This window comes from Dietzia sp. NPDC055877 (genome assembly GCF_053615975.1).
In genome coordinates this window covers 202,625-223,976 of record NZ_JBSHCV010000004.1, presented here as the reverse complement: position 1 = coordinate 223,976, position 21,352 = coordinate 202,625, and the positions used below count along the sequence as shown (strand labels likewise).

The window sequence follows — 21,352 nt, the reverse complement described above, 5'->3', positions numbered from 1 at the left end:
AGACGCCTCACTCTAGACGGACAATCGGTTCCTATGGCTCGCCCCCCGGACAACAACCGGGTCGGCCCCGTCGCGGGGCGGCACCACGTCAGCCACCGGTCACCCGACTGACCAACCTCCCTGGACATCACAGTTAGCCGACCCCGCCTTGACGTTGCCCCTCCCCCGGCGCGCGGCGCGGCCCGTCGGACAGCAACCGCAGGAGGTCGTCGGCGCCCGGTAAGTCGGCGGGCTCGATGGTCCGGCCCGGCCGCACATAGTGGAACGCGGCGCGCACTTTCTCCAGAGGCACCTCACGCCCCTGCCTCCCGGCGAGGATCTGCGCCCACGCGAACCGATAGACCGCCAACTGCAGGGCGATGGCGGGCATGTCGGCCTCAGCGGGGACCCGCCCGGTCTTCCAGTCCACGACGACCCACCCGTCACCGTCGGCGAACACCGCGTCCATCCGGCCCCGCAGCAGGTGTTCACCGAGACCGACCTCGAACGGCACCTCCACCGCGTGCGGCGTCTTCCGGGCCCATCGCGATCTCTCGAAGGCCTCCTGGAGTGCGGTGAAGTCCGCCTCGGACAGCCCGTCGTCGGCCCCCTGGTCGCCCGCCCCGGGCAGGTCGTCGATGTCGAGCAGATGGGTGGCACCGAACCGGTGCTCGAGCCAGGCGTGGAAGCGGGTCCCCCGGCGTGCGAAGCGGTCGGGTCGGAACGGCACGGGTCGGCGCAGGCGGTCGGCGAACGCCTCGGGGTTCGCCGCCATGGCGACGACCTCCCCCGCGGTGAGGCGCCGGGGCAGGATCACCTGGTCGCGCATTTCGGCGGCGCGCCGGGCGTCGGCCAACAGCGGCGCGGCCTCGAGGTGCCAGCGCCGCGCCGGCCCGGCGTCGGGCGGATCCTGTGATTCGGGGTCCACCGGTGCCGCGGCGTCCACGGCCCGGGCCGTGGCCAGGAGGTTCGGAGCCACCTCGCGGGGCCAGGTCGCCTCGATCCTTCGCGAGGTGGCGGGGTTGGTGGGGCTGGGGGTGACGACGGCGTGGTCGATCACACCCACCGGCCGGTCACCGCGACACGCCTCCAGAGCCTCGTCGAGGAACTCCGACGGCCCGCGGGGCGCGGCTGCTGCGCCGACCCAGTGCGACCCGGACAGCAGGAGCGTCTGTTCGGCCCGGGTGACCGCCACGTAGTACAGCCGCCGGTCCTCATCGAGCGAACGCCGTCTGACACGGTCGATGTGGCCACCCAGCGCGGTCTCCAGGAGCTTGCGGTCGGTGACGTCGTCGAGTCGTGGCACCGGGACCCCGCCCGGGTTCTCCTCCGATTCCCTGTCCCCGCGAAGCTGTTCGGGAAGCTGCGTCGCGGTCCGGAGCGACGTCTCGGGCGCCTGGCCGGAGGGGAAGATCCCGGTGGACAGGTGGGGCACCCCGACGATCTCCCACTCGAGCCCCTTGGCCGAGTGGACGGTGAGGATCTGAACGCGTCCGGGAGCCGCCACCACCTCGCCGCGAGCGAGCCCTCCGTCGACACTGCGGGCGAGATCGAGGTACGCGAGGAACGCGTCGAGGCCTGTTCCGCTCTCGGGCCGGAATCCGGCCGCGATCTCCTGCAGTTGGTCGAGCTGTTCTCTGGCGTCTCCTCCACCCGTCCGCTGACGCAACCGCACCTCGGCGTCGAGACCGAGGGCCTTCTCGGCTGCGGCGGCGAGTCGGGCCGGTGGTGCGGACGCGCGCGAGCGTAGCGCGGAGACGATCCCGGCGAGGTCGTCGATGCGGGCGGCGCCCGCAGCGCTGTAGTCCTTCTCCGGGCCCGGGTCTGCCAGGGCATCGGCCAGTCCGGCGGTGTCGATCTCCTCGCCGCGCGCGATGTCGTCGAGGATCTCCTCGAGCGCGCGCAGGTCCGTCACGACACCTGTCGCAGGCGCGGAACGGCGCAGGGACAGAAGCGAGGCGCGGCGCGCGAGGGCCGCGAGGTCGGTGGCGCCGAGGGCGAACCTGGATCCGCTAAGCAGTCGCAGCAGCGCGGCCCCGGCTCCGGGCCGCGCGACCACGGTGAGAAGTGCCACCACATCCGCGACCTCGGGGATGTCGAGCAGTCCGCCCACGCCCACCACCTCGGCGGGGATGTCGCGGTCCTCGAGGGCGTCGGCGATCGCGGCCGAGTCGCCGTTGCGCCGCACCAGCACAGCCGCGGTGGGCACCCGCCCGGCGTCGACCGCGGCCCGGTAGCGCGCCGCGATCTGGTCGGCGAGCCACGCGCGTTCGTCGTCGACGGTGTCGTGTACCGCCACCAGCAGGTCGGCCGGCTCGGCGCCCGGCCTGGCTTTGAGCTCCGGCACGGGGATCGAGCCGGGGCGTCCGCGTAGCGGTTCGGTGATCCGGTTCGCCAACTCGAGGACCTCAGGCGGGTTCCGCCACGAGGTGGTCAGCTCCCGCAGGTGCGACCCGCTGCCGTCGGGCAGGGGGAAATCCTCGCGGAACCTGTCGAGATTGGAGGCCGACGCGCCCCGCCATCCGTAGATGGACTGCATGGGGTCACCGACGGCCGTCACCGCCGGCACCGGATCCGCCCCCTCCCCGAAGAGCGAGGACAGCAGGACTCTCTGGGAGTGCCCGGTGTCCTGGTACTCGTCCAGCAGCACGACCCGGAACGCCCGCCGCTCGGCGAGTCCCACCTCCGGATGGTCCCGCGCGACGGTGGCGGCCAACGCCATCTGTGAGGCGTGGTCCAGCGCCGACTCCGAGCGCATGCGCGCCGCGACGGCATCCACGAGGTCGGCGAGCTCGTCGCGGTGGCCCTGCACGTCGGCGCAGCCACTCAGCCAGGCCGTCGGGGTGTCCTTCTGCCGCGGCCCGGGCGGGAGCGTGGCGATGAGGGTCGTGACCAGGTCCGGGTGGGCGCGCAGATCGTCGGTCGTCACCAGGTGGTCGGACAGCTGGCCCGCGAGGGCGAGCACATCACGGGTGATCTTCGCCGAGCCGGAGCCGGTGGTCAGCGGGCTCTCCCACCGCGAGACCACGTCATGGGCCAGCTGGAACGCGGCCGTCGGGGTGAGCAGCCGGGAGTCCGGCTCGACCGGCACCAGCAGTCCGTAGGAACCGAGGAGCGTCCCGGCGAAGGCGTGATAAGTCGAGATCTGCGGGTCCTCGGTACGAATGGCCTCGGCGATCGCCGGATCCGCTCCGGGCCCCGCGCACAGCTGGCTCCTCGCGAGCGCCTCGAGGCGTCGACGAATCCGCCTCGACAACTGTTGCGCCGCCTTGCGGGTGAAGGTCAGGCCCAGGATCTCCCCGGGTCTGGCGTAACCGTTGGCCACGAGCCACACCACCCGGGCGGCCATGGTCTCGGTCTTGCCGGCTCCGGCTCCCGCGAGTACCAGCGTGGGCTCGGTGGGGCCGGCGATCACCTCGGCCTGTTCCGGCGTCGGCCGGTGGATGCCGAGGGCGTCGGCGATCGCGGCGGGGCTGATGCGGGCGCTCATCCGGTGACCTGCTCTCCCTGGGGTTGCGCGGGGCAGCTCGATTTCACGTCGCAGTGGTCACACCATGAGCCGACCCGGGCGGTGTACTCCGGCCCGACGGTGGAACGTCCGGCTTCGACGACCCGCTCGTCCAGGGCGGCGGCGGACTCGGGGCCCAGCGGGTCCTGGACCCGGTCGGTGGGCAGCTTGTCCTCACGCCCGGCGAGGTACAGCAGGAGCCCCCCGCCCGGTTCGCGATCGCCGGCGGAGGCGACCGCGCCGCGCGCGACGGCGAGTTGGTAGAGCGCCAACTGCGGATGGGCTGCCGCCTCGGCCTTGGTGACAGCGCTTCGGCCGGTCTTGATGTCGACCGGGACGACCTGTCCCGCCTCGGTTGCCTCGAGTCTGTCGATCCGTCCACGGACCCGGACGTCACCGGGAACGTCGAACTGGAACGGCTCCTCCACCCCGGCGGTCGTGTACTCGCCGCGGGTGGCGCCACGCCAGCGGCGGAACGTCTCGGCCATCTGGGCCATCTCCTCGGCTCCGCGTTCCGCGAACCAGCCGCGTGCGAGCGTGAGTGCCTCCGCCCGTCGCCGCACCACCGCACGGATGGCGTCCTCGGGGACCCCGCCCTCGACGGCCTGGGTGAGGGCGTGGACGGCGGAGCCGCGCACGAGCGCCGCCGCGGAGCCCGAGTCGGTGGAGTCGCCCTTGATCTTCTGCAGGAACCAGCGCAACGGGCACTCCTCGAGCGTTCCGAAGCCTGAGGGGGACAGCACCGCGAGGGACTCACCCTCCGCGGCCGGGAACGCCGGGGTGTTGGTGGAGGGCTCGGCGGCGCCGAACCAGGCCCCCGGGTCGGCCTCGGCCACCCCCGCATCCCGCAGGCCCGCGAGCAGTCCCACGGCATGCGCGGCGTCGGCGGGATCGGTGGCCGGGTCGAGCAGGGCCGCCCTGAGGTCGACCACCAGGTGCGGGAGGGTGAACACCGTCGGTGCGTGCCGGGCGGGGCCCGGCAGCGGCCCGAGTTGGCCGGACGGGTGCCCCGCGGTGGCCAGGTCGGCGATCTCGTCGACGAACCGGGACGGCGCCACGTCCCCCTCGTCCGGAGATTCCACGGCGGTCACCAGGAGGTGGTCGCGGGCGCGCGAGCACGCCACGTAGAACAACCGGCGTTCCTCGGCCGACCTCGCGGCCGAGGAGGACACCGCACGCTCGGCCTCCGAGGGCAGGGGCCCGCCGCCCGCGAGCTCGGTGAGGTCCACCAACTCGTCGACCCCGAGCAGGCCGGAGCGACGGCGGGGGGCGGGCCACACCCCGTCCTGGACGCCGCACACCGCGACCGACCGCCACTGCCTGCCGACGGCGGCGTGGGCCGACAGGATGCTGACCGCACCGGCCCGGCCCCGGGTGTCGGCGCGGCGGGGCGCGGGCAGATCGGCGCCCGAGACGATGTCGCAGAAGAGCAGGACGGAACCGCCGGGCACCCGATCGACGAAGTCCGCTGCGTGATCGAACAGCGACACGACCGCGTCGAGCGAGCGGTCCGCGGACCGGGACCACGCGTCGGCGGCGAGCGCCTGGCGGACGAGGCGGCGTTCCAGACGTGCCGACGACCAGGCCTCCCAGAGCACCTCCTCCGCGCTTCCGCCCGCGCGCAGCCGCTCGGTCACCGCGGCGCGCGCGTGCCGGATCCGCGTGATCGGCGCGAGTTCCACCACGGTCAGTCCCGGGGGTGTCTCGTCCCCGTCCGCGAGAACCAGCCGCCGCAGCGTCGTGGCGCTCGGCTCCGCCCCGCCGATGCCCGAACGACGGATCCCGCGCCGCAGGCGCCGCATCGCCACGGCATCCGCCCGGCCGATCGGTCCCGCGAGCAGGGTGAGGATCCGGTCCTCGTCGGTGAACTCGTCCCTCTCCGCAACCGAGCGCAGGAGCAGCAGCAGCGCCGCGACCACCGGGTCGTGCGCGGGCGGGAGCTCGGCCCCCGCGTCCACGACCGGCACCCCGGCGGCGTCCAGGGCGGCGAGCAGCGCATCGGCGACCCGCGGCAGGGAGCGGGTCACGACCGCCATCTCCGAGTAGTCCACCCCGTCCAGGACGTGCCGACGGCGCATGAAGTCCGCGACCAGCGCGGCCTCCGCCGCCGCCGACCCCGCGACCGCGACCTGCACGGCCCCGCCCCGCCCGGGCGCTCCGGACGAACCGACGGCCCTGCCAGGCCCGACCCCGTGCTCCCGCGGCCGGTGCCGGGCCGAGCCGGGAAGCCGGGAGGCGACCCGCGCGGCGACCGCGGCCACCTCGGGCTGCATCCGATGCCCCACGGCGAGATCGACCGCGTGGCCGCCCTGGTCGATCACAGCCCGGGCCAGGCCGCCGTCCGCGCCGCGGAAGCGGAAGACCGACTGGTCCCCGTCCTCGGCCACCACCAGCACGTCCGCCCCACCGCCGATGGTCGCCACGAACTCGGCGGCCAGCGGATCGAGATGGTGCGCGTCGTCGACCGCCACGAGGCGGCGGGAACGGAACAGATCACGCAGGTCCGGGTCCGCGATCAGGGCGTCCAGCGCAGCACCCACCAGTTCGGCGGCGTTGAGCGCCTCGGGCACGTCGGACTCGCCCCCGCGCACGCCGGAGCGCAGCGCCATCTGTTCCTCGTGCCGACGGAAGAACCCGGCCGCGGCGACCCACGTGGGCCGGCCCGCACTTCTGCCCAGCCGGGCCAGTTCACGTGGCCCGATCCCGCGCTCCAGCGATCGCAGCAGCAGGTCGCGGAGCTCGCGCGCGAACCCGACCGTGGACAGCGCCGGGCGGATCTGTTCGGGCCAGTGCGGCGCACCGTCCGCCAGCTCCCCGAGCAGGGTCTCGCGGATCACCGCGTCGTGCTCCGCGCCCGTGCGCAGCCGCGGCGGCGGGGCGTCCACCCGCGCCGCGGCCAGGCGCACGACCGCGTGGGCGAGCGAGTGCACCGTGCGAACCGGGGTGTCCGTTCCCACGACGAGCCCCGGCGGCAGCCCGCGGGTGGTCTCGTCGAGCAGGTCGGACGCCGCACGCGCGGAACCGGCGAGGACGAGCACGCCGTCCAACCCCACGCCTGCGAGGACCGCCTCACGCAGCATGTCGACGATCAGCGAGGTCTTGCCGCTCCCCGGCCCGCCGCGCACGACCCAACGCTCCTGCCGCCCCCTCGGAACCGACCAGTCGCGGCCGACGAGCTCCGCCACCTCCGCTGGCCACGAGCGCTCTCCGCCCACGGCAGGACTCGACCGGTCGGGGGCGCCGGGCGCGTCAGAAGCAGTGGGCGCGTCAGGGGCGGTGGAGGCGGTCTCTGTCACGGCTCGATGAGACCACACGCCTACGACATCCCCCTCGCCCCACGTCCGTGACCCCCGACCCCTGCCCCGCGGTCCCGGCCCCGCCGCGCACGACGGCGGGTCAGCGCAGCGTGTCCTCGAGCATGACCGGGCGGCAGGCGGTGCGCGCGACCACGGTCATGACGGCCAGCACGGCCGTGAGGAATCCGAGTCCCGCGGCGAGGCCGGGGCCGTCGAGCAACATCCCGAACACGATCGGGCCCAGGCACGCGGCGGTGTAGCCGACGCCCTGGGAGAAGCCGGACAGCGCCGCCGAGCCGGCCTGGGTACGGGTGCGCAGGTTGATGAGCGTCAGGCACAGCGGGAAGGTGCTGGGGCCCACGCCGAGCAGGCAGATCCACAGCCACGGCGCGACGCCGGGCGCCCAGAGCAGGCCGGCGAAGCCGGCCAGGTAGGCCACGACGGAGACGACGACGACGGCGTACGGATCCTCGAAGCGACCCGCCACCCAGGGCACGACCAACGCGGCTACGAGGCCGATGGCCGAGTACACGGCCAGCGCGAGACCCCCCTCGGCACGCGACATCCCGATGGATTCGGCCACCGCGGGAAGCCAGGTGAAGAACGCGTACGTGCTCAACGAGTTGGTGCCGAAGAACAGAGCCAGGGCCACGCCGACCGGCGAGCGCCACGGACGGATCCGCTGCGGCTGCCCGGTGGAGCCGGCGGCGGACGCCGTAGGACCGCCGGTGGGCGTTCCGGGCCGCAGGATCTCGATCATCCAGGGGATCGCGGCGACGACGGCGAGGACCGCCCACCACCCGATCGAGACCCGCCAACCGGCGGCCTCCTCCACCGGCACCGCCACGAGTGCGGGCACGACGGTCCCGAGCTGCAGGCCGGTGATGTAGGCCATGCTCACGGCGGCCACGTGCCGCGGGAAGTACTTCTTGACCAGGGGCGGGGCCACCACGTTGCCGATCCCCATGCCGGCCAGGGCGATGATCGACCCGGCGCCCATCACCCAGGGATCGTGGGCGACCGCACGCACCAGCTGACCGATGGCGGCCGCGGCCATGGCGAGAACGGTCATGGCCTCGAGGCCCATGCGACGGAGGGCCACCGGGGTGAGCACACCCCAGACCGCGAACATCGCGGTGGGGATCATCCCGAGCAGGCCCATGCCGGCGGCGCCGAGACCGATCTCGGCGTCGATCACCCCGAGAAGCGGGCTCAGGGAGGTGACGGCGGTGCGGAGGTTGAGTGAGACGAGGACGACCCCGACCAGGGCCACGACCGGGACGGCCACCGCGCGGGACCGACTGTTCGCTCGACGCGGATCAGTGGGCATCAGGCGGCGTCACCGACGAACTCGCCGACCTGACGGGCCATCGCCTGCAGGCCGTCCATGGCCGCCGGTCGCGAGCCCGGGTGCAGCGCGTGCACCGCCAGCCGGAACACCGCCGCCCGCAGCACCATCTGCGGCCACTCCTCGAGGTGACCCCACCGCAGGAGCACGCCGGAGTCGACGGTCCCCCATGACAGGTGGTCCACCGCGACGAGCGCGGCGGACCACGAGGCGGGCCGGGCGTACGGCACGACGTCGGTCAGTGCGGGCTCCGCGGAGGCGTCGAACAGCAGCCCGCGGGCGAGGTCCCCGTGCACCAGCCCGGGGGTGGCCACCTCGACGGGTCGGCGGTGCCGGATGAGCCCCTTGGCCCCGAGCAGGGCGGCCGCACGATGAGTGGCGAACGGTGTGCCGCGGTCCTCCATGCCGGGGGCGAGATCCCGCTCCGGGTCGCCGTCCCACGCCGCGGCCTCGGCGAAACCGAACAAGTCGGTCTCGACCCACGGCCTGGTCGACGGACGACGCACCATCCGGGGGCGTTCGACCTCGCTCAGCGCGGCGTTGATGCGGACCGACCACGCGATGGTCTCATCGGCCCGGGCCTCCGGACGACCGGAGACCGCCCGGTCCGCGCGCCACCCGCTGACGACGTGCCGCCCGTCGGTCGAGCGCACCGGCAGCGCCACGCGCAGGCCGGTCACCTCGAGGTTCTCGCGAACACGGGCCGCCCAGTTGGCCAGCGCGGTGTCCGCGACCGGACGCAACACCACCGGTCCGCCCGGCGCCGAGACGAGCCAGCCGGTCCCCGATCCGGCCACGACGGGGACGGCGCTGCCGTCCGTCGCACCGAATGCGCCCCGTACGTGCGCGGGCAGGCTCTCGTCGTTCACGTCGACCACGGTACCCACCTCCTCCGTCAATACCCGGGCAGGGACGGGTCGACGTCGCGCGTCCACGCGTCGATACCGCCCTCGAGGGACCGGACCCCCGCGAACCCCGCGGCCGCCAGCGTGGCCGCGGCGCGCGCGGACCGCATCCCCGACTTGCAGTAGATGACCAGCGGTCCCTGCGCGGCGGCCCGGCCGAGCACCCCGGTCGGGTCGGCCGCGTCCTCGGCCACCGTGTCGAGCGGCACCCACACCGAGGGGTCGATCCGCGCGATCGAGCGTTCGCCGGCCCCCCGCACGTCGACCAGGACCGGGGCCACCGCTCCGGGTCGGCCGCCCAGCTCGGACCCGAGGTCGACGGCCGTCACGGTCGGGACCTCGGCGAGCTCCGACGACCGCACCTCACACGAGGCGTCAGCGGAGCCGTCGGGCAGCTCGGTCACCGGCTCCCGCGAGGGATCCGGCCGGATCGTCACCGTGCGGTTGGTGGCCTCGAGCAGGTCCAGCAGCACCAGGCGGCCCAGCAGCGGGCGACCGGCGCCGGTGATGAGTTTGACGGCCTCCATCGCCATCATCGAACCCACCGTCCCGGGCAGCGCACCGATGACCCCGGCCTCCGCACAACTGGGTACCGAGCCGGGCGGCGGCGGCGAGGGGTAGAGATCACGCAGCGACACCGGTGCGGCGGGCGCCGGCGGACGCGACCAGAACACCGCCAGCTGCGCGCGGAAGCGATCGATGGTCCCCCAGATCAACGGGATCCCCGCGATCTCGCAGGCATCCGAGACGAGGTACCGGGTCGCGAAGTTGTCGCTGCCGTCCACGACCAGGTGGTGGCCCTCCAGCAGCGCCATGATGTTCAACGCGTCGAGACGGGTGTGCAGGGCATCGACGCGGACCCCGGGCGCCAGCCCGGCCAGCCGCTCCCGGGCCGACTCGACCTTGGGCTGCCCCACGGCCGCCACGGAGTGGATCACCTGCCGGTGGAGGTTGCCGAGATCGACCTCGTCGTCGTCGACCACCGTGATCCTCCCGACGCCCGCGGCGGCGAGGTACAACAGCACCGGAGCGCCCAGGCCTCCCGCACCGACCACGAACACCGAGGCGCCGCGCAGGCGGCGCTGCCCCTCATCACCGATCGCGCCCAACAGCAGGTGGCGCGAGTACAGCGCCCGCTCGTCCGCGCTGAGCTCGGCGACCGGCTCCACCAACGGCGGCAGCCCCTGCTCAGCGGCTTCGCCCGTGATCCCACTTGCGGCATTCATCGCTCCACCTCTGCTCGTCCGGTCCGGTACTGAAGCCTGCCACGATCGACATCACGCGGCCGGGGCACCGTCCGGGAAGGGCCAGGCGTTGTAGCGGCAGGTGTCGTCGTTGTCCGGCACCACGCCCTCCGGATCCAGACGGTGGATCTCGCCGTTGTTCACACCGAACGTCTGCTGCATCATCACCGGCGCCAGGGCGCCGTCCGCCGGGCACGGCTCGTGCGCCGGGAACCCGATCGCGTGCCCGACCTCGTGGTTGACCAGGTACTGCCGATACGAACCGATGTCGCCCTGGAAGGAACGTGCGCCCCGCACCCAGCGGGCGAGGTTGAGGTACACGCGACCGGTGGTCGAGTTGTAGCAGCTGGACTCGAGCTCGATGTCGTACCCGCAGCTCTCGCGGACCGTCATGGGGCTGGCGAGTGTGACCCGGAACGACGGCTCGGCGTCCGAGACCCGCTGGAACGCCACCGCCCCGTCCGCCGTCCAGCTCTTGGGGTTGGCCAGGGTGGCGTCGACCATCCGCGCCACCGAGTCGTCGCCGCCGAACTCCACGGTGTCGATGCCGTTCTCGACCTCGACCGTGTAGGAGAACAGCTCCGCGGTGGGGCGCCCCACCACGTCGGTTCCGCCCGGCATGATCCGGAACTCGCCGGTGCCGGCGTCGACGAACGGGCCCCCCTCGGGAAGGTCGCCGCTCGGCGGGATCTCGCCGGGCAGGGGCACGCCGATGATCTCGGTGCTCTCCTCGGTCGCGGCCGGGGTCCCGTCGTCCGACGGGCGCGAGGACACCACGGCGTCGGCGATCACGAGCGCGGTGAGCACCACCAGGACCGGGATGGCGTAGGCGCGCCAGCCCCAGGTGGACAGGAACCGCCCCAGCGCGGACTGGCGGCGCAGGTGGTCCCGGGAGCCCGGAACGGAACGACGGCGACCCGGGGTGGACTCCTCCGGATCCCAGGGCGCACGCAGCGGCTCCCCGTGCGGCGGGTAGTACGGCGCACGGTCGGTTCCGCGCGCCCCGGGATCAGAGATCCCCTCACCCGTACCCGGGCGACGCCCGTCGCTCATCCGTTCACCCCTCGCGTCCCGTTCGATTCAAGGCCTCCACGATCCCACACGCCCGACGACCGCCTCATCCGGCACACTGCCGGTGCGGGTATTGTCCGTCTGGCCCGGACGCCTGTCGACTTCCGACCGGGCGGAGTAGGAGCCACCAGATGACCAGCCCGGACGGACCGTTTCCCACGGGAACGGCGCGCGCCAGGGCGGCCCGGCTCCCCCGCAGCGCCCGCCGACGCCAGCTCATCGACACCGCTGGCGTGGTGTTCGTGGACCAGGGTTTCCACGCCGCCGGGATGGACGACATCGCGGTCCTGGCCGGGGTCTCCAAGCCGGTTCTCTACCAGCACTTCGACTCCAAACGGGACCTGTATCTCGAGGTCCTGCGACATCATGTCGACCAGTTGCTCGCCAGGATCCGCGCGGCGCTCGACTCGACCTCCGACAACCGCCGCCGCGTCGAGGCGGCGGTCGACACGTTCTTCGCCTATGCCGACACCGACACCCGCGGATTCCGGCTCGTGTTCGCCTCCGAACCGGGCGACGAGACCGTGCGCCGGGAACTGGACCGGGCCACCGAGGGCTGCACCGACGCCGTCCACGACCTCGTGCGGGGAGACTCCGGTCTCGACGCGCACCGCTCGCGGCTGCTGGCAGTGGGCCTGGTCGGCGCGAGCCGCGTCAGCGCAGGGCACTGGCTGGACGCCGGGCGGCCCATCCCCCGCGCGGATGCGGTGGCCATGACCGTCGCCCTCTGCTGGGGCGGGTTGTCCAAGATCCCGCGGCAGAACGGCGAACGCCCGGGCCCCTGAGGGCCCGGGCGAACCGCACACCGGAGGTACCGGCGTCGCTCACGCCGACGCTCCCCGTCCCGTCAGGACAGGAAGCCCACGGGACGCCTGGCCGACTCGCCGATCTCGACGTACGCCACGCGATCGGTGGACACCAGGTAGCGGCGACCCTTCTCGTCCTCGAGCTCGAGGACGGCCTTGGCCTCGGCGGTGAGGGCGGCCTCGACGCGGCTATGCACGTCCTCGGGCGTCATCCCGGTCTTGAACACGAGCTCACGATTGCTGTCGGCGATGCCGATCTTGACCTCCACGGTGCCTGCCCTTCTCATCGTCGGCGCATGCCACGCCGTCCTCGGTGATACTCGCGGTCAAGGCTAGCCCGATCCCGGGGTTCGGCGGCGGGACGGGATAGGATGTATGGACGTGGATCACACCCGGGTCCGGGCCGTACAGGCGCCCGCGACCGTCTGATCCCCGTGGAAATGTGCGCGCCCCGCTCGCGAGGCCGACCTGTTCGGCCCGACTCACTCCAAGCGCGCGAGACGAGAAAGGCACCGCCCTGTCCACCACAGATGTCACCACCACCGAGGTCGACGGCATGGCCACGACGACCGCCGTCGTCGACGCCCCGTCCACCGACTCCTCCCCCAGCTTCGCCGAGCTCGGCGTCCGGGAGGAAATCGTCACCGCGCTCGGCGAGCGCGGGATCACACACACCTTCGCCATCCAGGAACTCACCCTCCCGCTGGCGCTCGGGGGCTCCGATCTCATCGGTCAGGCCCGCACCGGCATGGGCAAGACCTACGGCTTCGGCGTCCCGCTCCTGCACCGCATCTCCACCGGTGAGGTCACCCGCCCACTCGACGGGACGCCCCGCGCGCTGGTGATCGTCCCCACCCGCGAGCTGTGCATCCAGGTCACGCAGGACCTCAAGATCGCCGCCACCGGCCTGACCGCCCCCACCGACTCGGGCACCCGCCCGCTCAAGGTGCTCTCGATCTACGGCGGCACCCCGTACGAGCAGCAGATCGAGGCCCTGGACAAGGGCGTCGACGTGGTGGTGGGAACCCCCGGCCGCCTGCTCGACCTGGCCAACCAGTCCAAGCTCGTCCTGGGCAAGGTCGAGGTCCTGGTGCTCGACGAGGCCGACGAGATGCTCGACCTCGGCTTCCTGCCGGACATCGAGAAGATCCTGCGCTCGGTGCCCGAGAAGCGTCAGACCATGCTGTTCTCCGCCACCATGCCGGGGCCGATCATCACGCTGGCCCGCACGTTCCTCACCAAGCCCACGCACATCCGGGCCGAGGCGGCGGACTCGGGCGCCACGCACGAGAACACCACGCAGCACGTGTACCGCGCCCACTCGATGGACAAGCCCGAGGTGGTTGCCCGCATCCTGCAGGCCGACGGCCGCGGCGCCACCATGATCTTCTGCCGCACCAAGCGCACCGCCCAGAAGCTCGCCGACGATCTGGCGGAGCGCGGTTTCAAGGTCGGCGCCATCCACGGCGATCTCGGCCAGGGCGCCCGCGAGAAGTCGCTCAAGGCGTTCCGCTCGGGTGACGTGGACGTGCTCGTGGCCACCGACGTCGCGGCCCGCGGCATTGACGTGGACGACGTCACGCACGTCATCAACTACCAGTGCCCGGAGGACGAGAAGACCTACGTCCACCGGATCGGCCGGACCGGTCGCGCCGGCCGCAAGGGCGTCGCGATCACCCTCGTCGACTGGGACGACCTGCCCCGCTGGGGCCTGATCGACAAGGCGCTCGGGCTGGACTTCGGCGAGCCCGCCGAGACCTACTCCACCTCGGCGCACCTGCGCGCCGACCTCGGCATCCCGGAGAGCGCGGGTGGCCGCATCGGCGCGCCGACGGGCACCGGCTCCGGCCGTCGCCGCGACGACCAGAACCAGCGTGGCACCGCCGGTGGCGACGCGGGCGGCGACTCCGGGTCGCGGCCGCGCCGCCGGCGTACCCGGGGAGGGCCCTCCGGCGAGAACGGCACCCAGGGCCGGACCCGGGACCACGACTCCGCCCCCGCCGGCGACTCGGGGGCGGGGCCCGACTCATCGGACCCCGCCGCCTCGTCCGGTGAGGTAAGCTCCCCGCGGCGGCGTCGGCGGCGTCGTCGTCCCTCCTCCGGCGGTCAGGGTGGCGCCGGCGACCAGGCGAGCCAGGGCTGAGCTCCGCACCACCCCCGGGGTCGGGATCGGACCGCGCTGACGCGGACGGCCCCGACGCCCCGGACGATCCCACCCCCGCGGCGCGACGCCGCGTCCCCTCCGAGAGGCGGACTCGGCGTGACCTCGTCACCGCGGGGACCATCGCGCTCGTCATGGCGGTGACCGCCGGCCTCATCCTGGTCAACGGCTCGGCGGCCCGGTCCGAATTCGCCCCCGCCGACACCGAGCAACCCGTTTACGGTCCGGCCACCGCGATCCCGTCCACCCTCGAGCCGCTCTGGTCCCACGGCTCCGCGGGCACGGGCGCCCCGCTCACCACCAAGGGCAACCTCGTCACCGTCAGCCCCGACGGCACCCTCGTGGGCCGCGACGCCGGCTCGGGCGAGCAGCGCTGGTCCTACTCACACGTCGGCCATTTCTGCGCGGCCACCTTCTACTCTGACGTGCTCGTCGCGGCCTTCGACGGGGCGGCCGGCTGCAGCGACGTCACCTCACTGGACCCGACAACCCAACACTACGCCGGCACCCGCCAGAGCGCCTTCCCGGATACCATGGAGCTGACCAGCACCTGGCGACACGCGCTCGCGATGAGCCCCGAACGCCTGGAGATCTGGCGTGACGACCTGGTCCGCACGATCGAGTACGGGGCCGTGGACGCGCCGCAGGAGGCGGGCATGCAGCCCCGTAGCGGATGCACTCTCGGCTCGGCCGCCCTCACCGACCAACGCTTCGTCGTGGCGGAGCGCTGCCCCGATGACGATTCGGCGCGCCTGACGCTGTCCAAGACAGTGCCGGAGGACAACCGGAAGCCGGAGGACATCGCCTCCGATGTGACCGGGGCGGACGAGCTGTGGGTGCTCGGCACGACCGACGACGGTGCGCTGGGGCTGACACGCCGCGGCGACGACTGGGCGGTCGAATGGTTCACCTCACCGACGGACTACTCCCCCGTGTTGGCCCTCCCCGGCGAGCCGCGGCGTCTGCCCTCCCCGTCCGCGCTGGCGGGCGACGACAAGCAGCTCCGGTGGTTCGACGGCGCCGCCACGCACGCCTTCGACCTCGACACCGGCGCGTACGTGTGGACGGCGCTCGAGACCACGGGGCCCGGTCTGACGGGCGGGTGGTCGCCGGACCCCGGGGATCGCACCGCTCGCGACTGGGTGTTGGTCCCGCGGGCGGGCGGGTTCATGACCGTCGACCACGGCTCCGGGGTGGACATCCGGCGGCTGGACCCCTCGCCCGCCGACGACGGCGGTGACGACGGTGGTGATGACCACGGGGCCGGCGCGGCCCTCCAAAACGACGACGACGACGAGGCCGACATCACCGGCCTGTCACAGATCGGCGACATCCTCTACGAGCGCCGCTCGGGCGAGATCCACGCCTACAAGATGCACGCCTGAGGGCTGCCCACACGGCTCCGGGATCAGGCCGCGTACCACTCGACGGCCTCGCGCCGCAGCAAGGACGCCAGCGCGACCGCACACGACACCGCCAGGACGATGGCACCGGCATACAGGACGAGTCCCACCTCGCCGAAGATCGCCGACCCGGTGGCTCCGAAGACGCTCGACCCCACCGCGACCAGGATCAGCAGCTCGGCGATCAGCACCAGGCCGCGGCCCCAGCGACGACCTGTCAGGAGGCCGATCCCGGCGGCCATGAGACCGCCCCCGAGGATCACGAACCACCCGGCGGTCGCGTAGCCACTGATCACCACGGTCTCCTCGCGGTGGCCGCCGATCGCACGCACGATCAACGCGAGCGCCGTCACCAGCCCGATGAGCCCCTGGGCCGACGAGATCCAGCCGGCGAGTCGGACCGGGGTCGGGATCGCGGTTCGCGGATCGGCCGGTTGGCCGCGGTTATCAGGTCGCCTGGTGTTCACCACCCAAGACTAAGCCGCCGCGGTTCGGGGAGGTCGTATCGGCCGGGTGGAGTGCGATCCGTAACACCGATTACGTGCTCTGTGGTGCGCTTTCTGAGCGATTTGACAAACCGCGTGACCTTTACCACATCGCTGCCGAAGAGGGTTGACTTGTCTGCAAATCGTGGGACGATCATTCGTAACAGCGCAGACACACCGTGTTTGCCTTGCCTTAACCGGGAGCCTCTCCGAAACGGAGTGAGCCCGCGGAGCGGGTACATCCCCACCACCCCGCCGGGTGTCGACATCACGCTCGTCTATCCGTAGATCGTACCGGTCTGCGCGGCGACGACGGTGGTTTCGTGCTGCCCGGCGCATCCGACCACGGTCTCACACAACAAGGAGTTCCCCATGGATTGGCGCCATAAGGCCATCTGCCGCGACGAGGATCCCGAGCTGTTCTTCCCCGTCGGCAATTCCGGTCCCGCCCTCGCCCAGATCGCCGAGGCGAAGATCGTCTGCAACCGCTGCCCCGTGACCGCGGAGTGCCTCGCCTGGGCCCTCGAGTCCGGCCAGGACGCCGGCGTCTGGGGTGGCATGAGCGAGGACGAGCGTCGCGCGCTCAAGCGTCGCCGCGCCCGCACCCGCACCACCGTCTGATCCACAGACACAACCACAGAAGGCCGGTTCTCCTCCTCCGGGAAGGGGAACCGGCCTTCAGTCGTCTCCGGTCACCGGGCCCGCTGACACGCGCACGCGGCCCGGCGGCAGACCACCGACCGGGTCAGTCGATCACGGCGATGAGGTCGCCGGCCTGGATGACATCACCCGGGGCCACGGCCACCTCGGTCACGGTGCCGGAGGTCTCACACAGCACGGGGATCTCCATCTTCATCGACTCGAGAAGGACGATCGTGTCGCCTTCGGACACCTCGGCACCGACGGCCGCGACGACCTCCATGACGCCTGCGACCATCTCGGCACGGACCTGTTCAGCCATAAGATTGCTTCCTCTGCTTCTTCCACGACGGCCCCCGGACAACTCCAATGCAACCACACGGGCCCGGACGTGGGAGACTTGGACGCACAGAACGAAAGGAGCTGACCATGAGCAAGCGTGGCCGCAAGAGGCGGGATCGCCGCAAGAAGAACGCCAACCACGGCAAGCGTCCCAACAGCTGAGTTCGGACTACTGACCGCATGAGGGGCGGGCACCTGATCGGTGCCCGCCCCTCATGGCATTCCTCGAGCCGCTGTCAGCGAAGGTCCCGGCGCTCCACCGTGGTGCGACGGTGGACCACTGTCGTTCCGTCCGCGTCGGTCGTGGTGACGGTCGTCCGGCGGATCTCCACCATCAGTCGCTCGCGCAGACCGTTGGGTGCCTTCTCACAGCACGACCGGGACAGCTTGGCCTTGAGCCTGCGCTCGGAGAGGAACTTCTCGCGGCAGTCGGGGCAGCCGGCCAGGTGGTGTTCCAGGCGGGACCTGCAGGCGTCGTCGCACTCCAGGTCCACCAGGAGGGACAGGTCCCGCAGGGCCGCTCCGCAGTCGATCTCGTCGAGGCGGGGATCGTGTTCCTTCATCAGTTCTCCCCCTCCTGGCGATCGCGTCCGTAACCACGGTCGGCCGCGACGTCGCGCAGCAGCTCGCGGAGCTGCTTTCGGCCGCGGTGCAGGCGCGACATCACGGTCCCCAGCGGGGTGTCCATGATCTCGGCGATCTCCTTGTAGGGCAGATCCATGACGTCGGCGTAGTACACCGCCATCCGGAATTCCTCCGGCAACTCGGCCAGCGCCGCCCGGATCTCGTCATCCGGCAGCAACTCCATCGCTTCGACCTCAGCGGACCGCAGGCCCGTCGAGGTGTGCTCGGCCGCCGCCGCCAGCTGCCAGTCCGTGATCTCGTCCGTCGGGTACTGCGCCGGCTGACGCTGCCGCTTGCGGTAATGGTTGATGTACGCGTTGGTGAGGATGCGGTGCATCCACGCGCGGAAGTTCGTCCCCTGCTTGAACGAGTGGAATCCTGCGAAGGCCTTCGCGTAGGCCTCCTGCACCAGGTCCTCGGCATCCGCCGGGTTCCGGGTCATCCGCAGCGCAGCACCGTAGAGCTGATCGAGCAGCGGCATCGCCAACTCCTCGAACTGCTCCGCACGCTGGTCTGCCTCGTCGGGCTGCAACTCGGTCGGCAACCGGAACTCCTCACCTGTTGGTCTCCCGGAGTCTAGTCGCACGCCGGGGGCGTCGAGGACCGCGGTCCGCATCGCACCCTCCTTCCCGATCCCGGGTGCCACCCCCGGGCTCTCGATCTAGATCAACGCCACCCCGCCACCCGGTATTCCGCACCGCCCGCGCACTAGTGTCGACCCGTGGCCAAGAACAGAGGACGAGACGGTGCTGCCGCGACCCCCGCGATCGCGACACTGGGCGCGGCCGGGGTCGAGCACACCGTGCACACGTACGAGGCGACCGGCAGCGACTACGGCGACGAGGCGGCCCGCGTGATGGGCGAGCGCCTCGGCATGGAGGCGAGTCGGATCTTCAAGACCCTCGTGCTGGCGACAGCCCGCCCGCCCGCCGGGTCACGGCTGTCGCTGGCGGTGGCGATCCTGCCCGTGACGTCCTCGCTCGATCTGAAGGCCGCGGCCGCCGCGCTCGGGTGCGGCAAGGTCACCCTCGCGCCGGTCGACGTGGCGGAGAAGACCACCGGCTACGTGGTGGGCGGGGTGTCCCCGCTCGGCCAGAAGCGCGCTCTGGCCACCGTGGTGGACTCCTCGGCCCTCGAGCACCCGACCGTCCTGTGCAGCGCGGGCCGCCGCGGCTGGGAGATCGAACTGGCCGGAGCCGACCTGGTGGCGCTCACCGACGCGGTCACCGCGCCCGTGACCGCGGGCCGCCCCGGATAGCGCCGACGCCGCGTCCGGTCAGCCCCGTCCTCGACGACCCGCGGGTCAGAACAGCATTCCCTCGTCCGGGTCGACGCGCCGCACCAACTCGGGGCCGTCGTTACGGACGCCTGATACCGCCCGCGAGACGGGATTGATCTCCACTGCGTCCGCCCACTGCGCCAGGTCATAGCCGGCGCCGTCCACCAGCGCGCGCGGATCGCCGATCACGCCCGGGTCCAGCCAGTCCGCCAGGATGTCCGGGGACACGACCAGCGGCATCCGCTCGTGCACCTGCCGCAGCGGACCCACCGCCTCGGTGGTCAGGATCGTGCACGACAGCTGGGTGACGGACTCGTCATCAGGATCCCGCCGGGTCTCCCACAGCCCCGCCATGAGCAACCCCCGGTCACCGGGCATGCTCATGTGGAACGGCTGCTTGGGCCCCGCCTTGCCGCCGGGGGTCGCGGACCCGCCCGGCACCCACTCGTACCAGCCGTCCATCGGGATGACGCAGTGCCGGCGTCTCACCGCCGCCCGGAACGCGGGCTTCTCGAACGCCGTCTCCACCCGCGCGTTGAACAGGTTGGGCAGCTTCTGCGAGTCACGCGCCCACGACGGGACCAGCCCCCAGCGCATCGCCCGCATCACCCGCGTCGGCGCCGCGGTGTCGGCATCCCCGCCCACCCCACCTGCAGCCCCGACCGCGGCACGGGCCCGCCCCTCGTCGTAGCGCTCCCGCGGGGTGTCCAGCGCGAGCACGGCGATCGTCGTGGTGGGGGCGATGTTGAACCGCGGTGCGAGCGGGCCCTCGGCCGGCGCCAGCCCGGGCGGTGGCGCGGAGGCCTCGTCGACCGCGTCCAGTTCCACCGCGAGCCGAGCCGGGTCGGAGGAGAGCGAGAAGCGTCCACACATACCGGACATCCTCGCACCCGGATCGGCCGGAGAACGAGATGATGGGCGACAATGGCCAGGTGAGTCATTGGAATGCCCCTGTCGCCGCCGCGCCCGTCGATGCCGACGTCGCGGTCCCCGGATCCAAGTCGCTGACCAACCGCGCGCTCGTGCTCGCGGCCCTGGCCGGCGGCCCCTCCCGGCTGACCGGCACGCTGCGCAGCCGGGACACCGACCTGATGATCGCCGCGCTGCAGGCACTGGGCACCCGGATCGAGGGCCCGGACGGCCCGCTCGCCGCCGACGACACCGAGCTGGTGATCACGCCGGGCGAGCTGCGGGGCGCCCCCGTCGACTGCGGCCTGGCCGGGACGGTCATGCGCTTCGTCCCGCCGGTGGCCGTACTGGCGACCGGCTCCTCCACCTTCGACGGCGACCCGGCCGCCCGGGTCCGCCCGCAGGCCACCGTGCTCGACGCACTGCGCGCGCTCGGCGCGGACATCGAGGGCGACACCCTCCCGTTCACCGTCACCGGCGCAGGGGCACTGAAGGGCGGGCGGGTCGAGATGGACGCCTCCGCCTCCTCCCAGTTCGTCTCCGGTGTCCTGCTGTCGGCGGCCCGCTTCGACGAGGGCGTCGAGCTGGTCCACACCGCCGCCTCCCCCGTGCCGTCGGGTCCGCACATCGAGATGACGCTGGAGATGCTCCGCGAGTCGGGGGTCGCCGTCGAGCAGCCCACCCCGTCCTCGTGGCGGGTCGCCCCGGGCCCGATCTACGCGGTCGACCGGGTGGTAGAGCCGGACCTGTCGAACGCCACCCCGTTCCTGGCCGCCGCCGCGGTGACGGGCGGCACCGTCCGCGTCCCCCATTGGCCGTCCACCACGACCCAGCCCGGCGATGCCATCCGCGGCATCCTGCAGGCCATGGGCGCGACCGTCACCCTCGAGGCCGCGGACGACGGCTCCGGAGAGACCACCGACGAGGCCGGGCACGGCACCCTCGTCGTCGTCGGTCCCGAACGCCTGTCCCCCGTCGAGATGGACCTGTCCGCCATCGGTGAGCTCACCCCCACCGTCGCCGCGCTCTGCGCGCTCGCCGACGGCCCCTCCCGCCTGACCGGGATCGCCCACCTGCGCGGCCACGAGACCGACCGCCTGGCGGCCCTGGCCGCCGAGCTCGGCGCCGTGGGCTGCGGGGTCACCGAACTGGCCGACGGCCTCGTGATCACGCCCGCCCCCCTGCGCGGCGCCCCGTGGCGCGCCTACGCCGACCACCGCATGGCCACCGCCGGCGCGATCATCGGCCTGGTCACCGCCGGCGTCGAGGTGGACGACATCGACTCCACCTCCAAAACCATGCCCGGCTTCACGAGAATGTGGTCCGACATGCTCGCCGGGCGGGGCTGACGCG

Annotated in this window: 19 protein-coding genes; 7 read left to right on the top strand and 12 right to left on the bottom strand. The window is 72.6% G+C overall.

Annotated features, from left to right (window positions below; genetic code table 11):
• Positions 1-133: 133 nt before the first annotated feature.
• The 6 genes from ACWGLC_RS07240 to ACWGLC_RS07215 form a co-directional block, all read right to left on the bottom strand.
• Positions 134-3,469 (bottom strand): UvrD-helicase domain-containing protein, encoded by a 3,336-nt coding sequence (locus ACWGLC_RS07240; protein ID WP_452099249.1) that lies wholly within the window; start codon positions 3,467-3,469, stop codon positions 134-136.
• Positions 3,466-6,783: a PD-(D/E)XK nuclease family protein gene (locus ACWGLC_RS07235; RefSeq protein ID WP_452099248.1), complete on the bottom strand. Its 3,318-nt coding sequence runs from the start codon at positions 6,781-6,783 to the stop codon at positions 3,466-3,468. The genes ACWGLC_RS07240 and ACWGLC_RS07235 overlap by 4 nt, the downstream gene beginning before the upstream one ends.
• A gap of 100 nt (positions 6,784-6,883) precedes the next feature.
• Positions 6,884-8,113 (bottom strand): MFS transporter, encoded by a 1,230-nt coding sequence (locus tag ACWGLC_RS07230; protein ID WP_452099247.1) that lies wholly within the window; start codon positions 8,111-8,113, stop codon positions 6,884-6,886.
• Positions 8,113-9,000, bottom strand: coding sequence for a TIGR02569 family protein (locus ACWGLC_RS07225; protein WP_452099246.1), 888 nt, complete (start codon positions 8,998-9,000; stop codon positions 8,113-8,115). The genes ACWGLC_RS07230 and ACWGLC_RS07225 overlap by 1 nt, the downstream gene beginning before the upstream one ends.
• A gap of 26 nt (positions 9,001-9,026) precedes the next feature.
• The gene (locus tag ACWGLC_RS07220) at positions 9,027-10,262 is read right to left on the bottom strand and encodes a ThiF family adenylyltransferase (protein ID WP_452099245.1); all 1,236 of its coding nucleotides are present in this window, start codon (positions 10,260-10,262) and stop codon (positions 9,027-9,029) included.
• A 51-nt stretch (positions 10,263-10,313) separates the two neighbouring features.
• Positions 10,314-11,333: a DUF3152 domain-containing protein gene (locus ACWGLC_RS07215; protein ID WP_452099244.1), complete on the bottom strand. Its 1,020-nt coding sequence runs from the start codon at positions 11,331-11,333 to the stop codon at positions 10,314-10,316.
• Between the two features lie 149 nt (positions 11,334-11,482).
• On the opposite strand from ACWGLC_RS07215, the gene ACWGLC_RS07210 reads away from it, so the two are divergent.
• The gene (locus ACWGLC_RS07210; RefSeq protein WP_344996432.1) at positions 11,483-12,136 is read left to right on the top strand and encodes a TetR/AcrR family transcriptional regulator; all 654 of its coding nucleotides are present in this window, start codon (positions 11,483-11,485) and stop codon (positions 12,134-12,136) included.
• 62 nt (positions 12,137-12,198) lie between these two features.
• Here ACWGLC_RS07210 and ACWGLC_RS07205 read toward each other — a convergent pair whose 3' ends face one another.
• Entirely contained in the window at positions 12,199-12,426 is a 228-nt protein-coding gene (locus ACWGLC_RS07205) for a DUF3107 domain-containing protein (RefSeq protein ID WP_230930274.1), read from the bottom strand.
• A gap of 287 nt (positions 12,427-12,713) precedes the next feature.
• Here ACWGLC_RS07205 and ACWGLC_RS07200 point away from each other — a divergent pair, with 287 nt between their 5' ends.
• Together ACWGLC_RS07200 and ACWGLC_RS07195 are read left to right on the top strand one after the other, a co-directional pair.
• A complete protein-coding gene (locus ACWGLC_RS07200; protein ID WP_452099243.1) occupies positions 12,714-14,300 on the top strand; it encodes a DEAD/DEAH box helicase in 1,587 nt (528 codons plus the stop codon).
• A 152-nt stretch (positions 14,301-14,452) separates the two neighbouring features.
• The gene (locus tag ACWGLC_RS07195) at positions 14,453-15,703 is read left to right on the top strand and encodes an Rv3212 family protein (RefSeq protein WP_452099242.1); all 1,251 of its coding nucleotides are present in this window, start codon (positions 14,453-14,455) and stop codon (positions 15,701-15,703) included.
• A 23-nt stretch (positions 15,704-15,726) separates the two neighbouring features.
• On the opposite strand, the gene ACWGLC_RS07190 is transcribed toward ACWGLC_RS07195, so the two are convergent.
• Complete coding sequence (locus ACWGLC_RS07190; protein WP_452099241.1) at positions 15,727-16,188, bottom strand: hypothetical protein; 462 nt, start codon at positions 16,186-16,188, stop codon at positions 15,727-15,729.
• A 390-nt stretch (positions 16,189-16,578) separates the two neighbouring features.
• On the opposite strand from ACWGLC_RS07190, the gene ACWGLC_RS07185 reads away from it, so the two are divergent.
• Positions 16,579-16,827, top strand: a complete 249-nt coding sequence (locus ACWGLC_RS07185) for a WhiB family transcriptional regulator (RefSeq protein ID WP_452099240.1) — start codon at positions 16,579-16,581, stop codon at positions 16,825-16,827.
• 124 nt (positions 16,828-16,951) lie between these two features.
• On the opposite strand, the gene ACWGLC_RS07180 is transcribed toward ACWGLC_RS07185, so the two are convergent.
• Positions 16,952-17,167 carry a biotin/lipoyl-binding carrier protein gene (locus ACWGLC_RS07180; RefSeq protein ID WP_230930270.1) on the bottom strand — a complete coding sequence of 72 codons (216 nt, stop codon included), beginning with the start codon at positions 17,165-17,167 and terminating at the stop codon, positions 16,952-16,954.
• 107 nt (positions 17,168-17,274) lie between these two features.
• Here ACWGLC_RS07180 and ACWGLC_RS07175 point away from each other — a divergent pair, with 107 nt between their 5' ends.
• Positions 17,275-17,349 (top strand): 50S ribosomal protein bL37, encoded by a 75-nt coding sequence (locus ACWGLC_RS07175; RefSeq protein ID WP_370452405.1) that lies wholly within the window; start codon positions 17,275-17,277, stop codon positions 17,347-17,349.
• A 74-nt stretch (positions 17,350-17,423) separates the two neighbouring features.
• On the opposite strand, the gene rsrA is transcribed toward ACWGLC_RS07175, so the two are convergent.
• Together rsrA and ACWGLC_RS07165 are read right to left on the bottom strand one after the other, a co-directional pair.
• On the bottom strand, positions 17,424-17,750 hold the full coding sequence (gene rsrA, locus ACWGLC_RS07170; RefSeq protein ID WP_452099239.1) for a mycothiol system anti-sigma-R factor: 327 nt from the start codon (positions 17,748-17,750) through the stop codon (positions 17,424-17,426).
• Positions 17,750-18,427 carry a sigma-70 family RNA polymerase sigma factor gene (locus ACWGLC_RS07165; protein ID WP_230930268.1) on the bottom strand — a complete coding sequence of 226 codons (678 nt, stop codon included), beginning with the start codon at positions 18,425-18,427 and terminating at the stop codon, positions 17,750-17,752. The genes rsrA and ACWGLC_RS07165 overlap by 1 nt, the downstream gene beginning before the upstream one ends.
• A 186-nt stretch (positions 18,428-18,613) precedes the next feature.
• Here ACWGLC_RS07165 and ACWGLC_RS07160 point away from each other — a divergent pair, with 186 nt between their 5' ends.
• Complete coding sequence (locus tag ACWGLC_RS07160; RefSeq protein ID WP_452099330.1) at positions 18,614-19,069, top strand: aminoacyl-tRNA deacylase; 456 nt, start codon at positions 18,614-18,616, stop codon at positions 19,067-19,069.
• Positions 19,070-19,114: 45 nt separating this feature from the next.
• Here ACWGLC_RS07160 and ACWGLC_RS07155 read toward each other — a convergent pair whose 3' ends face one another.
• Positions 19,115-19,963 carry an SOS response-associated peptidase gene (locus tag ACWGLC_RS07155; RefSeq protein WP_452099238.1) on the bottom strand — a complete coding sequence of 283 codons (849 nt, stop codon included), beginning with the start codon at positions 19,961-19,963 and terminating at the stop codon, positions 19,115-19,117.
• Between the two features lie 41 nt (positions 19,964-20,004).
• Between ACWGLC_RS07155 and aroA the strand changes: the two genes are divergently transcribed.
• The gene (gene aroA / locus ACWGLC_RS07150) at positions 20,005-21,348 is read left to right on the top strand and encodes a 3-phosphoshikimate 1-carboxyvinyltransferase (protein ID WP_452099329.1); all 1,344 of its coding nucleotides are present in this window, start codon (positions 20,005-20,007) and stop codon (positions 21,346-21,348) included.
• Positions 21,349-21,352: the final 4 nt, after the last annotated feature.

Excerpts from the sequence above, each read along its gene's own strand:
- rsrA (WP_452099239.1), bottom strand. The coding sequence starts at position 17,750 with ATGAAGGAACACGATCCCCGCCTCGACGAGATCGACTGCGGAGCGGCC.
- ACWGLC_RS07165 (WP_230930268.1), bottom strand. The coding sequence starts at position 18,427 with ATGCGGACCGCGGTCCTCGACGCCCCCGGCGTGCGACTAGACTCCGGG.
- ACWGLC_RS07210 (WP_344996432.1), top strand. The coding sequence starts at position 11,483 with ATGACCAGCCCGGACGGACCGTTTCCCACGGGAACGGCGCGCGCCAGG.
- ACWGLC_RS07200 (WP_452099243.1), top strand. The coding sequence starts at position 12,714 with ATGGCCACGACGACCGCCGTCGTCGACGCCCCGTCCACCGACTCCTCC.
- ACWGLC_RS07240 (WP_452099249.1), bottom strand. The coding sequence starts at position 3,469 with ATGAGCGCCCGCATCAGCCCCGCCGCGATCGCCGACGCCCTCGGCATC.
- ACWGLC_RS07215 (WP_452099244.1), bottom strand. The coding sequence starts at position 11,333 with ATGAGCGACGGGCGTCGCCCGGGTACGGGTGAGGGGATCTCTGATCCC.
- ACWGLC_RS07185 (WP_452099240.1), top strand. The coding sequence starts at position 16,579 with ATGGATTGGCGCCATAAGGCCATCTGCCGCGACGAGGATCCCGAGCTG.
- ACWGLC_RS07195 (WP_452099242.1), top strand. The coding sequence starts at position 14,453 with ATGGCGGTGACCGCCGGCCTCATCCTGGTCAACGGCTCGGCGGCCCGG.
- ACWGLC_RS07220 (WP_452099245.1), bottom strand. The coding sequence starts at position 10,262 with ATGAATGCCGCAAGTGGGATCACGGGCGAAGCCGCTGAGCAGGGGCTG.
- ACWGLC_RS07230 (WP_452099247.1), bottom strand. The coding sequence starts at position 8,113 with ATGCCCACTGATCCGCGTCGAGCGAACAGTCGGTCCCGCGCGGTGGCC.
- ACWGLC_RS07155 (WP_452099238.1), bottom strand. The coding sequence starts at position 19,963 with ATGTGTGGACGCTTCTCGCTCTCCTCCGACCCGGCTCGGCTCGCGGTG.
- ACWGLC_RS07180 (WP_230930270.1), bottom strand. The coding sequence starts at position 17,167 with ATGGCTGAACAGGTCCGTGCCGAGATGGTCGCAGGCGTCATGGAGGTC.
- aroA (WP_452099329.1), top strand. The coding sequence starts at position 20,005 with ATGGGCGACAATGGCCAGGTGAGTCATTGGAATGCCCCTGTCGCCGCC.